General features: G+C 60.2%; 11 protein-coding genes. 2 read left to right on the top strand and 9 right to left on the bottom strand.

Going from position 1 to position 13,759, the window contains the following annotated elements; all coding sequences use genetic code 11:
- Positions 1-16 precede the first annotated feature (16 nt).
- Complete coding sequence (gene pobA / locus ACPWMG_RS16055) at positions 17-1,192, bottom strand: 4-hydroxybenzoate 3-monooxygenase (RefSeq protein WP_483300479.1); 1,176 nt, start codon at positions 1,190-1,192, stop codon at positions 17-19.
- Positions 1,193-1,353: 161 nt separating this feature from the next.
- On the opposite strand from pobA, the gene ACPWMG_RS16050 reads away from it, so the two are divergent.
- Positions 1,354-2,169 (top strand): IclR family transcriptional regulator domain-containing protein, encoded by an 816-nt coding sequence (locus ACPWMG_RS16050; protein ID WP_483305272.1) that lies wholly within the window; start codon positions 1,354-1,356, stop codon positions 2,167-2,169.
- A 191-nt stretch (positions 2,170-2,360) separates the two neighbouring features.
- Positions 2,361-3,389, top strand: a complete 1,029-nt coding sequence (locus ACPWMG_RS16045) for an iron ABC transporter substrate-binding protein (protein WP_483300478.1) — start codon at positions 2,361-2,363, stop codon at positions 3,387-3,389.
- 57 nt (positions 3,390-3,446) lie between these two features.
- Here ACPWMG_RS16045 and ACPWMG_RS16040 read toward each other — a convergent pair whose 3' ends face one another.
- The 8 genes from ACPWMG_RS16040 to ACPWMG_RS16005 all read right to left on the bottom strand — a co-directional run bounded on the left by ACPWMG_RS16040 (position 3,447) and on the right by ACPWMG_RS16005 (position 13,709).
- Entirely contained in the window at positions 3,447-4,313 is an 867-nt protein-coding gene (locus tag ACPWMG_RS16040) for an SHOCT domain-containing protein (RefSeq protein ID WP_483300477.1), read from the bottom strand.
- A 132-nt stretch (positions 4,314-4,445) separates the two neighbouring features.
- Positions 4,446-5,747, bottom strand: a complete 1,302-nt coding sequence (locus ACPWMG_RS16035; protein ID WP_483300476.1) for a carbohydrate porin — start codon at positions 5,745-5,747, stop codon at positions 4,446-4,448.
- A gap of 173 nt (positions 5,748-5,920) precedes the next feature.
- Positions 5,921-6,577: a beta-phosphoglucomutase gene (gene pgmB, locus ACPWMG_RS16030; RefSeq protein WP_483300475.1), complete on the bottom strand. Its 657-nt coding sequence runs from the start codon at positions 6,575-6,577 to the stop codon at positions 5,921-5,923.
- Between the two features lie 14 nt (positions 6,578-6,591).
- A complete protein-coding gene (locus ACPWMG_RS16025; protein ID WP_483300474.1) occupies positions 6,592-8,964 on the bottom strand; it encodes a glycoside hydrolase family 65 protein in 2,373 nt (790 codons plus the stop codon).
- A 71-nt stretch (positions 8,965-9,035) separates the two neighbouring features.
- A complete protein-coding gene (locus ACPWMG_RS16020) occupies positions 9,036-10,223 on the bottom strand; it encodes an ABC transporter ATP-binding protein (RefSeq protein ID WP_483300473.1) in 1,188 nt (395 codons plus the stop codon).
- Positions 10,224-10,235: 12 nt separating this feature from the next.
- Positions 10,236-11,906, bottom strand: coding sequence for an alpha-glucosidase (locus ACPWMG_RS16015; protein ID WP_483300472.1), 1,671 nt, complete (start codon positions 11,904-11,906; stop codon positions 10,236-10,238).
- 4 nt (positions 11,907-11,910) lie between these two features.
- Complete coding sequence (locus tag ACPWMG_RS16010) at positions 11,911-12,756, bottom strand: carbohydrate ABC transporter permease (RefSeq protein ID WP_483300471.1); 846 nt, start codon at positions 12,754-12,756, stop codon at positions 11,911-11,913.
- A 14-nt stretch (positions 12,757-12,770) separates the two neighbouring features.
- Complete coding sequence (locus tag ACPWMG_RS16005) at positions 12,771-13,709, bottom strand: carbohydrate ABC transporter permease (protein WP_483300470.1); 939 nt, start codon at positions 13,707-13,709, stop codon at positions 12,771-12,773.
- Positions 13,710-13,759: the final 50 nt, after the last annotated feature.

Raw genomic sequence — 13,759 nt, 5'->3', positions numbered from 1 at the left:
CGGTGCAGCGGTAGCCTTAAACCAGCGGCAAGCCCACGTAGTTTTCGGCCAACGAGGTCGATGCTGCGTGTGACTGCACCAGGTAGTCCAACTCGGCTTCCTGGATCTTCTGGCCGAACTCGCCGGTCTCAGGGAAGCGGTGCATCAGCGAGGTGAACCACCACGAGAAGCGCTCGGCCTTCCACACGCGGCGCAGGCAGCGGTCGGAGTAGGTGTCGATGCCCACGTCGGACTTTTCGCGGTAGAACTCGGTGAGTGCGCTCGACAGGTAGCCCACATCGCTAGCCGCCAGGTTCAAGCCCTTGGCACCGGTGGGCGGCACGATGTGGGCCGCGTCGCCCGCCAGGAACAGGCGGCCGAAGCGCATGGGCTCGGCCACAAAGCTGCGCAGCGGGGCAATGCTTTTTTCCAGCGACGGGCCGGTGACGAGGTTGGCGGCGGCTTCGGGGTCGAGGCGGCTGCGCAGCTCGTTCCAGAAGGCGTCGTCGCTCCAGTTCTCCACCTTTTCTTCCATCGGCACCTGCACGTAGTAGCGGCTGCGCGTGGCGCTGCGCATGCTGCACAGGGCAAAGCCGCGTGGCGTGTTGGCGTAAATCAGCTCGTGCGAGACCGGTGGCACATCGGCCAGCACGCCGAGCCAACCGAAGGGGTAGACCTTTTCATACGTGTGCAGCTTTTCTTGCGGCACGCTGGCGCGGCTGACGCCGTGGTAGCCGTCGCAACCGGCGATGAAGTCGCAGCTGATCTCGTGTGTTTGGCCGTCTTTGGTGTAGCGCACCTTGGGGTGGGCGCTGTCAAAGTCATGCAGCGTCACGTCGCGCGCTTCGTAGATGGTGGTCAGGCCTTCTTCAGCGCGGGCTTGCATCAGGTCGCGCGTGACCTCGGTCTGGCCGTAGACCATCACCTGTTTGCCGCCACTCAAGCCTTGCAAGTCGATGCGATGGCGCGCGCCCTTGAACAACAACTCAATGCCATGGTGCGGCAGGCCTTCTGCGTGCATGCGCTGGCCGACACCGGCAGCATCTAGCAGGTCCATGGTGATCTGTTCCAGCACACCGGCGCGGATGCGGCCCAGCACATAGTCGGGGCTTTGGCGCTCCACCACCACGGCATCGATGCCGGCCTTGTACAACAGTTGGGCGAGCAGCAGACCGGAAGGGCCGGCGCCAATGATGGCAACTTGGGTGCGCATGGAATTGTCTCCTTGAGGGGCGATAGTCGAAATCTACGCAAAGCTTAGAACGCATATGAAGTTGCCGCTAGTAAGTTGTCTAACCGATTGCGCGATGATCGGATTGCTTGTGCGATGATCGCGCAATCATTTAAATGGCATTGCAAGCAAAGGTTGGCAGCATGGACATCGCCAAGGCGGATCTGATTGAAGGCATGGCTAAAGGCATGGCCGTGTTGGAGAGTTTCGACACTGAGCGGCAGCGGCTTAACGCGACGCTGGCGGCACAGCGCGCGGGCTTGACGCGTGCGGCCGCGCGCCGCCATCTACTCACACTTGCGCACCTGGGTTACCTGGAAACTGACGGCAGTTACTTCTGGCTGGCACCCAAGGTGTTGCGCTTCTCGGGGAGTTACCTTGGGTCGGCTCGATTACCGCGTTTGTCGCAGCCCACGTTGAACCGGCTGGCGGCACAGACGCAGGAGTCATTTTCGGTGGTGGTGCGCGATGGCGACGAGGTGGTGATCGTGGCGCGCAGCGGCAACGACCGCGCGGAGGCCACGGGCGCACTGGCTGGTGGCGTAGGGGCCGAAGGACGCCGTGCGCGCATCCTGGCTTATGGCCTGCACCTGGGGGCGCGTTTACCGGCTTTTGCCACTTCCACCGGCAGGGTGCTGCTGGCTTCGTTGAACCGCACCGAGTTTGCGGCGTGGATGAAGGGGCGCGAGTTCCACCGGCTCACCACGCACACGCTGACTGAGCCCAAGGCACTTCGCGCCGCCGTAGCGCAGGCGCGTGCCGATGATTTTTGTGTGGCCAGCGAAGAGCACGAAATTGGCGTGCACGCTTTGGCCGTGCCGCTGCGCAACCTACAGGGCCGCACCATGGCCGCACTCAATGTGGTGACTTCGCCGCAGCGGCTGCAGCAGGAGGTGATGCGGCGCGAGTTGCTGCCGTTGTTGCAAGAGGCGGCCCGCGAATTGCGGCCGTTGTTGTAGTGGCTGGTGCGGTGCAGGCCTCTGACCGTCAGCAGGTTCTTACCGCAGGTGGGCCAAGGGTCAATATTTGGTTTCTATAATCCAAATGAAAAGCATTCTTATCTGGATGCTTTTGATCGGTTTTCGTTTTTTTCATGTGCCCGCTGTTGTGATGCGGCGGGGTGGTCATTTTTAATGTGGGTTGAATAGCAATGCAGTCTCAAACAGGCACTTCGCGTCGGTCGGTGGTTTTGGGTTTAGGTCTTGGCGGGCTGAGCCTGACGTCGTTGGGTGCGCGTGCGCAATCCGATGATGGCCTGTTGATCTACAACGCACAGCACGCCACGCTGACCGCCTCGTGGGTAGACGCCTTCACGCGTGCCACGGGCATCAAAGTGACCGTGCGCGACGGCGGCGACTCCGAGATCGCCAACCAGATCGTCCAAGAGGGCAACCGTTCTCCCGCAGATATCTTCTTGACGGAAAACTCGCCAGGCATGGTGTTGGTGGACAACGCGGGCCTGTTGGCACCGCTGGAGCCCGCCACACTGGCTCAGGTGCCGCCAGAATATCGCCCGGCGAATGGCCACTGGACGGGCATTGCCGCCCGCAGCACTTTGTTTGTGTACCACAAGGTCAAACTCTCGCGCGATCGATTGCCGAAGTCGATCATGGACTTGGCCAAACCTGAGTGGAAAGGCCGTTGGGGTGCCGCACCGGCGGGGCCCGACTTCCAGGCCATCGTCAGCGCTATTTTGCAATTGAAGGGCGAAGCGGCCACGGCCGAATGGCTCAAGGGCCTGAAAGAAAACGTGGTCGTGTTCCGCAGCAACAGTGCGGCCATGAAGGCGGCCAACGACGGCGTGGTGGAAGGCGCGTTGATCTACCACTATTACTACTATGGTGACGCCGCGCAGCAGAAGACCAGCAGCAGCGACAAGCTGGGCCTGCACTACTTCCGCAACCAAGACCCGGGCGCGTTTGTCAGCGTGTCGGGCGGTGGCATTCTGGCGTCGAGCAAGCGCCAGGCGCAGGCGCAATCCTTCATCAAATGGCTGACCGGCCCCGGCGGCCAAGACATTTTGCGTACCGGGCGTTCGTTTGAGTACGCCGTGGGCGTGGGCGCCGCATCCAACCGCAACCTAGTGCCGCTGGCGGACCTGCAAGCGCCGCGAGTGGAGATGGCCAAGCTCAACACCAGCAAGACTACGCAGTTGATGATGGACGCAGGCCTGCTTTAAAGGCTTTGTTCAAGGCCTTGGCGTCCAGGCAGAGCGTCGAACGCGCTTTGCTTGCGTCTACAGGCCTTGCAGGACTTCGCTGCGTTTTTGCTGGTATTCGGCTTCGGTGATGAGGTTTTTCTCGCGCAAGCTTTTGAGGCCATCCAGGCGTTGCGCCTGTTCGTTGAAGAAGGCCGCATCGCGTGGCTTCACGGGTATCGGCGTAGTGGCTTGGATCACCGCTTTGGTTGGCGGCGGTGCCAGCGTCGCGGTTTTTAAATCGGCACTGAGCGGGAAGACCAGCCAACTCGCCGCTCGGCTCTTGGCCAATGGGCTCTGCAGCACGGTGCTGCCGGTCGATTTGCGTGACGCCACCGGAAAGTCCGGCACCTTGGCCGCCCCGCGCCAACGGTCGTAATAGTCAAAGCGCGTGGCTTGCACCAGCAGTTGCAAACCTTCTGCGGTCACAAAGATGCGCGCAGTGGCCACGGTAGGTGCTTCAATCGAGTTGGCCGCGCGCCGCGCGGAGCTTTGCACCAACACGTCTTCGCCAGCGCTAGCCGCAGCCAGGGCTTCGCTGATGGCGGGTGCCAAGGTCCAAGCCTCGGCACTGCTGAACAGCGGCTCGGTGCCGTCCTTGCCTTTGGGCATGCGCACCGACGACAGCAGTTTCTCCACCAGCGCTTCAGACACCTTGGCGGGGTGTCGGTTGGGCGCTGCATCGGCCACATCGGTTTTGGTGGGTTGTAAACGCACAAACGAGAACTCGCCTAACGGCCACACTTTGCGCGCGGGCTCGTCGCTATTGGCCATGGCAGTTGTATTGCCCAGCATTGCATCCAACCATCCCGCGTACGCTGCGGGGGTGGACACCATGCAGGTGGCAGCCCATATCAACGCCAACCAGCGCGCATGGGGTTTCAGATGAAAGGGAAGGCGTTGCATGGGGGCGCGTTTGTGTCATGGGTTGTGCGGGCTATTCAACGACATCTCAAAGACGTTCGAGCATGCCTTGAATAGGTGGAGAGAGTCATCACACCGTGGCCAAAGCCAGCGGTGTGACGGCTCAAGCAGGGCTTACCACCAAGCTTCGATTTGGGCACCGAAGGCGGTGTTGCCGCCCTTGCCATCGCGACCAAAACTGCCGGCGTTGGCAATGCCGGCCGCGTCGTTCCAGTTGGCGCGTGTGGCGTAGAGGCGGAACTCTGGGCGTGTCCAGAAGTTGGTGTTAGGCGCGAAGGCCACGGCCACCGTACCTTTGTTCAGGCGTTGCGAGGCTTGGCCATCGACTTCGCGTTTGGTGCTGCCCACTTCTGCCAGCAGCTTGGTGTTCTTCGCAATACCGTAGCTCATGCGACCGCCCACAGAAAAGTCTTTGATCTTGGCGCCGTTGTCTGGATTGAGTGTTTGGTAGCCAATCAAGGCTTGGCCGCCAAACTTGCCAATCTGCCAGTTGATGGCATCGGCGATACGCGTTTGTTTGGCGCCACCCAGAGCCGAGGCGCTGCTGGTGTCCAGGTTGAAGAACTGGCCGCTCAGCGAAGCGTGGCCGGTGGAGGTTTGCAGGAACAGGGTGTTGTCTAGGCCGGTGGTCAGGAAGTTGGACTGCTGGTGCACCAAGCCGAAGGCGGAGCCGTCTTTGCCTTGGTTGAAGTCGCCGCTGATAAAGCCCGCCGTGAGGTTGAGTTTGCCGCCTGGATTCACTTCCAGGTTGATCAGTTGCAAGTTCACGCGCTTGGCATTGTTGAAGCTGGTGTTCTTGTTGTCCATGTTGCCATCGGTAGAGGCAGAAATGTTCAACGTGCCGGAGCCGATCTTGAACCCGTCCACACCCGCGCCGTAGTTGTCGCCGTCTTGTGCGAGCCAGTTGTCGACGATGTGGATATCGGCAATGCGGTGGAAGCGTTGGCCGGCCCAGAAGGTCAGCTCAGGGGCGAACGACAGGCCGCTGATGTCGGTGTACAACTGGGCGGTGCCGGAGGTGCCGTTGTATACCTTGGGCATGTAGTAGGTGCCCCACTTCAGGCCTTCGCCCAGGCTCCACTTTTTGCCGATACCGAACTCCATGTAGTTATCGCCTTCATTGCCTAGGCGGTACTTCTGCAGGTCGCCGCCCAGGCTGTAGCCACCCTTGGCACCGTTGCCACTGGCACCATAAAAGCCGGTGCGCATGTAGCCCGTGAACTCCAGACCGGTCGATGCCATGGCCTTTTTGACAGCCGCGTCGATTTGCGTTGTCATGCTGTCGTCCAGCACTTCGGATGGCTTGGATGACGACTGGCGTTCGTCTGGAGCAGGGGCGGTTTGTGCAAAGGTTTGTGAACCCATGGCCAGTAAGGACGCGGCTGCGGCGATGGCTCGTAGGTGGTAGCGTTTCATGAAGTTGTCTCTCTTATCGGGGCGGTAAAGCAAGAAGTCGTCCCCGGCTCAGCAAGTCGGTCCGGGGCGGGTGAGGTGGCGCAGAGGGTTGGCGCTGGTGTTGTTTGGGCTGCTGCAAGCTGTGGGGATGGCACGCTGCAGACGCCGCCGAGCGGTAACCCGGCGGAGTGCCATCACACCTGGTGGAGGAAATACTCGGGTCGAAAATCTTTGAGGTTGGGCAGCACGTGGTCGGCCTCGTGCAGCTCGGTGGGGCTGCCCACACCGATGGCGTACATGCCGGCGGCTTTGATGGCCTGGACACCTGCAATGGCGTCTTCGACCCCGATGCAATCGGCGGGTTGGCAGTTGAGTGCCGATGCTGCACGCAAAAAGACTTCGGGATGCGGCTTGCCATGGACGACGGTGTTGGCGTCGACCACGTGGTCGAACATGTTGGTAATGCCGAGCCGACCCAGCACGCTAAGTGCGTTTTTGCTGGCAGAGGCCAAGCCGACAAAGCAACCGGCTTCGCGCACCCGTTTGAGCGTGTCCAACGCGCCGGGCAACAAGTCGGCTGGGGTAATGCCGTCGATCAAACCGACATAGAAGTCGTTCTTGTTGTTGGCCAGCGCGAGTTTTTGCTCTTGCGTATAGCTGCGGCTGGATTGCGCAAGGATGAGCTCCAGCGAGTCCATGCGCGAGACGCCTTTGAGCTTCTCGTTGAAGGTTTCGTCAAATGACAAACCCTGGCTTTGCGCCAAACGCTGCCAGGCGACGAAATGCAGATGCGCGGTGTCGGTGATCACACCATCGAGATCGAAGATGAAGGCGCGGCGGGTGCTGGTCATTGCGTGGAGTCCTATCAAGAGCGGGAAGAGCTGGAAAGGCGAACTTCGGGTTGGCTGATGTCAAGCTGCACGGCTTGCCCCTGGTGCACAAAGCTCAGGCTGTCGCCTTGCAAAAGCCGGTAGGTGCATGCGTCGCGCTCGACCACCACTTGCAGTTGCGCTTGGTGCAAGCGCAACTTGAAGGCGTAGCGTGTCCAGCCCGCAGGCAGCGTGGGCGAGAACGAAGGTTGTGCGCTGTTTTGGCGTAGGCCTGCAAAGCCGGCAACCACGCCCAGCCAGCTCCCGGCCATGGCGGCGGTGTGTACGCCGTTGGCGGTGTTGTGGTGGTGGTCGTCGAGGTCGGTGCGGGCGCCCTCGAGAAAGTACTGGTAGGCCTTGTCGTGGTAGCCCACTTCGCTGGCCACGATGCCGAAGATGCAGCGCGACAGTGATGAATCGTGTGTCGTTAGCGGTTCGTAGTAGTCGAAGTCGCGACGCTTGGCATCCAGGTCGAACTCCTCGCCGAGTAACATCAAGGCGAGCACCACGTCAGCTTGCTTGCAGATTTGGTGGCGGTAAATTACCAGTGAGTGGTAGTGCAACAGCAGCGGACTCTTGGCCGGATCCACATCCGCCGCTTCCCAACGCGGCTTGGACAAGAAGCTGTCGTCCTGCGGGTGAATACCGCGTGCCTCGTCAAACGGGATGTACATGGCCTCGGCGGCTTCCGCCCATCGGCTTTGTTCCTGAGCGGTCAAACCAATCTTGGACGCTACTTGCTGAAACGCCTGTGGCCGGTGCGCTTGCAGCCATGTTGTGATACGTGTTGCCAGGCGCAAGTGCATCTGCGCCATGGCATTGGTGTAGAGGTTGTTATTGACGAGTGCGGTGTATTCGTCCGGGCCGGTGACGGTATGGATGCAGAAACGACGCGTGGCGCTGTTGGCGAAGTTGCCGTTTTCAAAATGTCCTTGGCCCAACCACAGGCGTACGGTTTCAAACACCAACTCCGCGCCATGGTGCGCGATGAACTCATCGTCGCCGGTAGCCTCCCAGTAGCGTTTGACGGCATAGGCAATGTCGGCGTTGATGTGAAACTGCGCTGTGCCCGCTGGAAAGTAAGATGAGCATTCTTCGCCTGCAATCGTGCGCCAGGGAAACAGTGCGCCTTTGTCGTGGGCCAGTTCACGGGCGCGGGCACGGGCCGCATCGAGGGTGTTGTAGCGAAACTCCAGCAGCTTGCGCGCGATGTCGGGCCGCGTGTAGAGCATCACGGGAAACACGTAGATTTCGGTGTCCCAGAAGTAGTGACCGTCGTAGCCGCTGCCGCTCACACCCTTGGCGGCAATGTTGGTGCGGCCATCGCGTCCTACCGACTGCAGCAGTTGCAGCAGGTTGAAGCGGATGCCCTGTTGTAGCGCCGGATCGCCTTCAATCTCTACATCAGCGTCTTGCCAGAACTTGGCCAGGTAGAGGTGTTGCTCTGCGCGCAGTTGGTCAAAGCCGATTTGGCGTGCCTGGGCTACTTGGCGTTCTGCTTCGGCAGCCAAGGCTTCACCGGCGAAGTCGCGCGAGGTGACGAGCGAGCAGTACTTCACCAGCACGAGTGCGGAGCCTGCAGGAACTTCGGCTGTGTAGCGTTTGCCGGGGCAATGGTCGCTTCCGATGTCAATGCCGGAGATCACCTGATCGCCAACACGGACCACAGCTTCAGCGGCACTGACGACCTCCAGCCCACTGTGTTTGGTGCGATGCGTCAGCGCAAATCCAGCCTCGGTGCGACGCAGGTTCTTCAGCTCCAATGCATTGGCCGCACTGGACGAGCCTACACGTGGATCAAAACTCTCCGCTAGCGCGCCTTGGCGTGCGTCGATTTGCGACTCAACGACGATGTTGGCAGAGGCCTCCAAAGGCTCTAGCGTGTAACGCAGCGCATAAACGTATTGGCGCTCGAAGCTCGCCAGACGTTGGCTGGTCACCCGCACACGGCGGCCCTGCGGCGAGCACCAGACGAAACTGCGCGTGAGCACACCGGTCGTGAAGTCGAGCGTGCGTTGGTAGTTTTCGATGCTGCCGGTCTTGGGATCGAAGGCCTCGCCATCCACGGACCATTGCACGGTCTTGCCGTTGGGCACACTCACCATGAACTGGTTGTGGCGCGCCAGCCCGTAGGAATTTTCTGGGTAGTGGATCGGCTCGGCGTCGTAAAAGCCGTTGATGTAAATCGCATCCTGGGTGGTACCGGGCCATAGCGCGCCTTCTTCATGGGCGCCTCGCAAACCGATGCGGCCGTTGCCGATGGTGAACAGGGTTTCGTGCAGGGCGGCGTTTTGTGCCGTTGCCAGGTTTTCTTGGAGCAGCCAGGGGCTCACCCCCAGCGCCGCTGGGGACAGGGAATCTCTTTGCATGGGTGACGCAGTGCTGTGTGACGAACTCGCCAGGACAACCTGGCAAGAAGGGACGGAATCGGCTCGGTTGCTTAGGTCGCGTTGGCTGTGCGCGAGATTGATACTCCCGCCACCATGGGTTGGCTCAACATGTGGGGCTCGGCCGTGCGCGGAGTGGCCACATCGTTTTCATCAAACAGATGCAGGCAATGCGGCGGGAAGTACAACTGGATGGGGTTGCCTACCGACACGCTGGTGTGGCCGCTTTCGCGCACGGTGACCAGTTCGCCACCGGAAAGCCGCACGTAGATATAGCTGGCCTCGCCTAACTGTTCGAGGAAAGCCACCAAGCCTGTGACCACGTTGTCGCCGGTGGTGCTGGCGATTTGTACGTGCTCGGGGCGTACACCCAGCGTAACGCTGCTGTTGGCTTTGAGGCGCGTGGCGTTGACGTGGGCGGTGCAGGCAACGTCGGCTACTTTGGCCACGGCACTACGCTCATTGGCTTGCGTGAGTTTGGCAGCGACGAAGTTCATCTTCGGGCTGCCGATGAAGCCGGCCACAAACTTGTTGACTGGATGGTGGTAGAGCTGCAGAGGCGCGCCAAACTGGGCCACGCTGCCATCGCGCTGCACGGGTTCACCCGCGTTCAGCAGCACGATTTTGTCGGCCAGTGTCATGGCCTCCACCTGGTCGTGCGTCACGTAGATCATGCTGGCGGTACCGATGTCTTTGTGCAGCTTGGCGATCTCCAAGCGGGTTTGCACGCGCAGCGAGGCATCAAGGTTGGACAGCGGCTCGTCGAACAAGAATACGCTGGGTTCACGCACGATGGCACGGCCGATGGCCACGCGCTGGCGTTGACCGCCCGACAGTTCTTTGGGCAGGCGTTTGAGCAGTGGGTCGAGTTGCAGGATCTTCGAGGCTTTGCGCACGCGTTGGTCGACGGTGGTTTTGTCGGTTCGGGTTTGCTTCAGGCCGAAGGCCATGTTGTCGTAGACCGACATGTGCGGGTACAGCGCGTAGCTCTGGAACACCATGGCCACGCCGCGGCGCGAGGGTGGGGTTTCATTCATGCGTACACCGTTGATGCTCAGGTCGCCGCTGCTGATGTCTTCAAGACCTGCGACCATGCGCAAGAGGGTGGATTTGCCGCAGCCCGAGGGGCCCACGAACACCACGAACTCGCCTTTTTTGATGTCGAGATCGACCTTGCGAATGGTGTCCATGGCGGCACCGTCATAACGCTTGTGAACGCCGCGAAAACGAATTTCAGACATAACAGTCTCCGATTATTTTTGAAGGATTTGCGTGGCAACCACGACGCCAAAAGGCGGCAATACCAGGGTGTTTTTCTCGACGCTGCCGCTTGGTAGACGGTGGCTGGTGTCGATGTCGCTGATTTCCATGTCTGAGGGCAACGCATAGCGTGCTGGGCGATCCGTTAGGTTGAACGCACACAGCAAAGCCTCGGTTGTGCCGTCGATGGCGTCGCCGACACGGGAAAAGGCGAGCACGTGGTCGTCTGCCGCCAGCAGGGTCATGGCGCCGGTTTTCAGGACGCCGCGTGTGCGACGCCATGACAAGATGTGCCGGTAGAAGTTAAACAACGAGTTTTCGTCGTTGACCTGATGCACCGCTGCCAATGGAAGGTGTTCGGCGGCCACTGGTAGCCAGGTCTTGGCACCGAAGGAAAAGCCCGCATTGGGTCGTGCAGCGTCCCAGACCATCGGTGTGCGGCAGCCGTCGCGGCCTTGGGATTCGGGCCAGAGCGTGATGCCAAAGGGGTCTTGCAGTTGGTCAAAGCGCAACTGCACTTCTGTGAGGCCTAGTTCATCGCCCTGGTAAATGCAGGGTGAGCCGCGCAGGCAGAGCAGCAAGGTCGCGACCAGGCGCAACCAAGCTGCGTTGTGTTCGCCCTTGTGCCAGCGTGTGGCTACACGCGTGACGTCATGGTTTGATACCGACCAGCAGGCCCAGCCGTCGGTGACGACCGATTCAAAACGCTGGATCACGTCGTGCAAGAAGCGCGCATCGCTACGGGTGCCGAGCAAGTCAAATCCGTAGGCCATGTGCAGCTTGTCGCCGCCACCGGTGTACTCTGCGATGCGCTCCAACGTGTTGTCATCACCTATTTCGCCGACCGAGCCAATGTTGGGGAACTCGTTCAACAAGTTACGCAATTTTTTCAGGAACTGCAGGTTGTCGGGCTGGCTTTTGTCGAAGCGGTGAATTTGCCGTGCGTAGGGCGTGGCGTTGTTCACAGCCGGGTCGTACTTGACCTCTGTGCGCGCCGGGTTGTCGCGCAGTTGGGCATCGTGAAAGCAGAAGTTGATGACGTCCAGACGGAAGCCGTCGACCCCACGGTTCAGCCAGAAGCGTATTGATTCAAGTGCCGCGTCTTGCACTGCCGGGTTGTGGAAGTTGAGATCCGGCTGGCTGGTGAGGAAGTTGTGCATGTAGTACTGCTGGCGGCGGGTGTTCCACTGCCAAGCGCTACCACCAAAGATCGACAACCAGTTGTTCGGCGGGCTGCCATCCGGCTTGGCGTCAGCCCAAACAAACCAGTCGGCGCGCGGGTTGTCGCGGCTACTGGCCGACTCCACAAACCAAGGGTGTTGGTCCGAGCAGTGGCTGAGCACCTGGTCGATCAACACCTTCAAACCGTGGGCATGGGCTTCGCGAACCAGTGTGTCGAAGTCGTCCAGCGTGCCGAACATCGGGTCGACCTGGCAATAGTCGGAGATGTCGTAACCAAAGTCCTTCATCGGGCTTTTGAAGAAGGGCGACAACCAAACCGCATCAACCCCTAGCTTCGCCAGATAAGGCAGACGCTGAACGACGCCCGCAAGGTCGCCAATGCCATCGCCGTTGCTGTCTTGAAAGCTGCGTGGGTAGACCTGGTAGAGCACGCCGCCGCGCCACCAGTTGGCTTCTTGGGCTGTGTTTTGTGTGTGTGCCATGGCATCAACCCTTCACAGCGCCGGAGGTCAAACCACCCACGATCTTGCGTTGGAAGATCAGCACCAGGGCAATGAGAGGCAGCGTGACCAGCACCGAAGCGGCCATGATCTTGCCCCATGGGATTTCGTATTTGTCGGCACCGCTGATGAGCGAGATCGACACTGGCACCGTGCGGTCGTTGTTGTCCAGCACGAAGGTGAGGGCGAACATGAACTCGTTCCATGCGGCAATGAACGCGAGCAAACCTGTGGTGACCAAAGCGGGCCACATCACCGGCAAAAAGACCTTGGTGATGATGCCCCAGGGCGTGCAGCCGTCCATGATGGCGGCTTCTTCCAGCTCTTTGGGCAGGTCACGCACAAAGGTGGTGAGTACCCAGACCGTGAAGGGCAGGGTGAACAACATGTAGGGTAGGGTGAGGCCCCACCAGTGGTTGTACAAACCCATGGCCTTCATCAGCTCAAACATGCCTGACAGCACCGCAACCTGCGGGAACATCGACACCGCCAGCACCGTCAAGAGCAACAGGCCTCGGCCTCTGAACTTGATGCGGCCCAGCGCATACGCGGCGGTGACGCCCAGCAGCAACGACGCCACGACCACGAGAAACGACACACCCAGAGAATTGAGAATGTGGCGTCCAAAGGGTTGCTCGGCTACGGTAAAGAGGGAGATGTAGTTCTTCAGCGAGGCACTCTGCGGCCAGAGTGAGGTGCTGAACAACTCGGTGCCCGATTTCAGCGACGTGACGATCGCGAAGTAGAACGGGAACAGGCAGAAAAAGCAGATCACCGCGACCAGGGCATACAGCCCCAACATGCCCAGACGCCTTTGAGTATTGAGATCCATGACGATGCTCCCCTTTATTTTTTGCCACCCAGGTCAACCCGGGAAATCTTGAGGTACAGCAGCGTGCACGCGGCGATGATGAGGAACAGCACGGTGGACGCAGCGGAGCCGAATCCAACGTAGTTGTTGTCGACGATTTCGCGTCGCACAAAGCCCGACATGCTGATGGTGTCCACGCTGTTGGAGGTCATCACGTAAATGATGTCGAACACACGCAGCGCATCGAGCAGGCGGAAGATCACAGCCACCATCAGGGCCGGCCAGATCAGCGGCAACGTCACTTTGAAGAACACTTTGATGGGGTGAATACCGTCTACGTGTGCAGCCTCGTAGCAATCGCGCGGCAACATCTGCAGCGCGGCGAGTGTGAGCAGTGCCATGAATGGCGTGGTCTTCCACACGTCGACCAACACCACCGACCACAGCGCGTAGTGCGGATCGGCCGTCCAGGCGATGTTGTGGTCGATGATGCCGGCGCTGCGCAGCATGGCGTTCATCACGCCAAACTGGTCGTGCATGATCCAGGCCCACATCTTGGCGGACACGATGGTCGGGATGGCCCACGGCACCAGTACCGCAGCGCGCACGATGGCGCGGCCTTTGAACTCCGCGTTCAGCACCAGTGCGAACACCACACCCAAAACGGTTTCAAGTACCACCGAGACGATGGCGAACTTGAAGGTGTTGCTGATGGCAAAGCCCCAATCGGTTTTCCAGAAGCCTTCGACAGCGCCAAAGTTGAAAACGCCGAAGTCGCCAAAGTAATTGGCCAAGCCCACCATGTTGTAGCTGCCGTCGCTCATCGACTCAAGCGAGGCATCGGTGAAGCTGAACCAGATGGTGCGCCCCAGTGGCCAGCCGGCCACCAGCGCCAACACGATCAAGGTAGGGGCAAGAAAGATCCAAGCACTGCGCGTGCGTTCCCGCGTCAGCTCTGATGTTTGGCTGCTCATGTTGTCTCCTGGAATGTGGAATACGTCGACAGGTAACCCAAGCCTTTGTG

The sequence above is a fragment of the Hydrophilobacter chitinilyticus genome (assembly GCF_049860745.1).
In the GTDB taxonomy this organism is placed as follows: Bacteria; Pseudomonadota; Gammaproteobacteria; order Burkholderiales; family Burkholderiaceae_C; genus Rhodoferax_B.
The sequence above is the reverse complement of the archived record's forward strand: the minus strand, read 5'-3'. Positions and strand labels throughout refer to the sequence as shown.

Excerpts from the sequence above, each read along its gene's own strand:
- pobA (WP_483300479.1), bottom strand. The coding sequence starts at position 1,192 with ATGCGCACCCAAGTTGCCATCATTGGCGCCGGCCCTTCCGGTCTGCTG.
- ACPWMG_RS16050 (WP_483305272.1), top strand. The coding sequence starts at position 1,354 with ATGGACATCGCCAAGGCGGATCTGATTGAAGGCATGGCTAAAGGCATG.
- ACPWMG_RS16045 (WP_483300478.1), top strand. The coding sequence starts at position 2,361 with ATGCAGTCTCAAACAGGCACTTCGCGTCGGTCGGTGGTTTTGGGTTTA.
- ACPWMG_RS16040 (WP_483300477.1), bottom strand. The coding sequence starts at position 4,313 with ATGCAACGCCTTCCCTTTCATCTGAAACCCCATGCGCGCTGGTTGGCG.
- ACPWMG_RS16035 (WP_483300476.1), bottom strand. The coding sequence starts at position 5,747 with ATGAAACGCTACCACCTACGAGCCATCGCCGCAGCCGCGTCCTTACTG.
- pgmB (WP_483300475.1), bottom strand. The coding sequence starts at position 6,577 with ATGACCAGCACCCGCCGCGCCTTCATCTTCGATCTCGATGGTGTGATC.
- ACPWMG_RS16025 (WP_483300474.1), bottom strand. The coding sequence starts at position 8,964 with ATGCAAAGAGATTCCCTGTCCCCAGCGGCGCTGGGGGTGAGCCCCTGG.
- ACPWMG_RS16020 (WP_483300473.1), bottom strand. The coding sequence starts at position 10,223 with ATGTCTGAAATTCGTTTTCGCGGCGTTCACAAGCGTTATGACGGTGCC.
- ACPWMG_RS16015 (WP_483300472.1), bottom strand. The coding sequence starts at position 11,906 with ATGGCACACACACAAAACACAGCCCAAGAAGCCAACTGGTGGCGCGGC.
- ACPWMG_RS16010 (WP_483300471.1), bottom strand. The coding sequence starts at position 12,756 with ATGGATCTCAATACTCAAAGGCGTCTGGGCATGTTGGGGCTGTATGCC.
- ACPWMG_RS16005 (WP_483300470.1), bottom strand. The coding sequence starts at position 13,709 with ATGAGCAGCCAAACATCAGAGCTGACGCGGGAACGCACGCGCAGTGCT.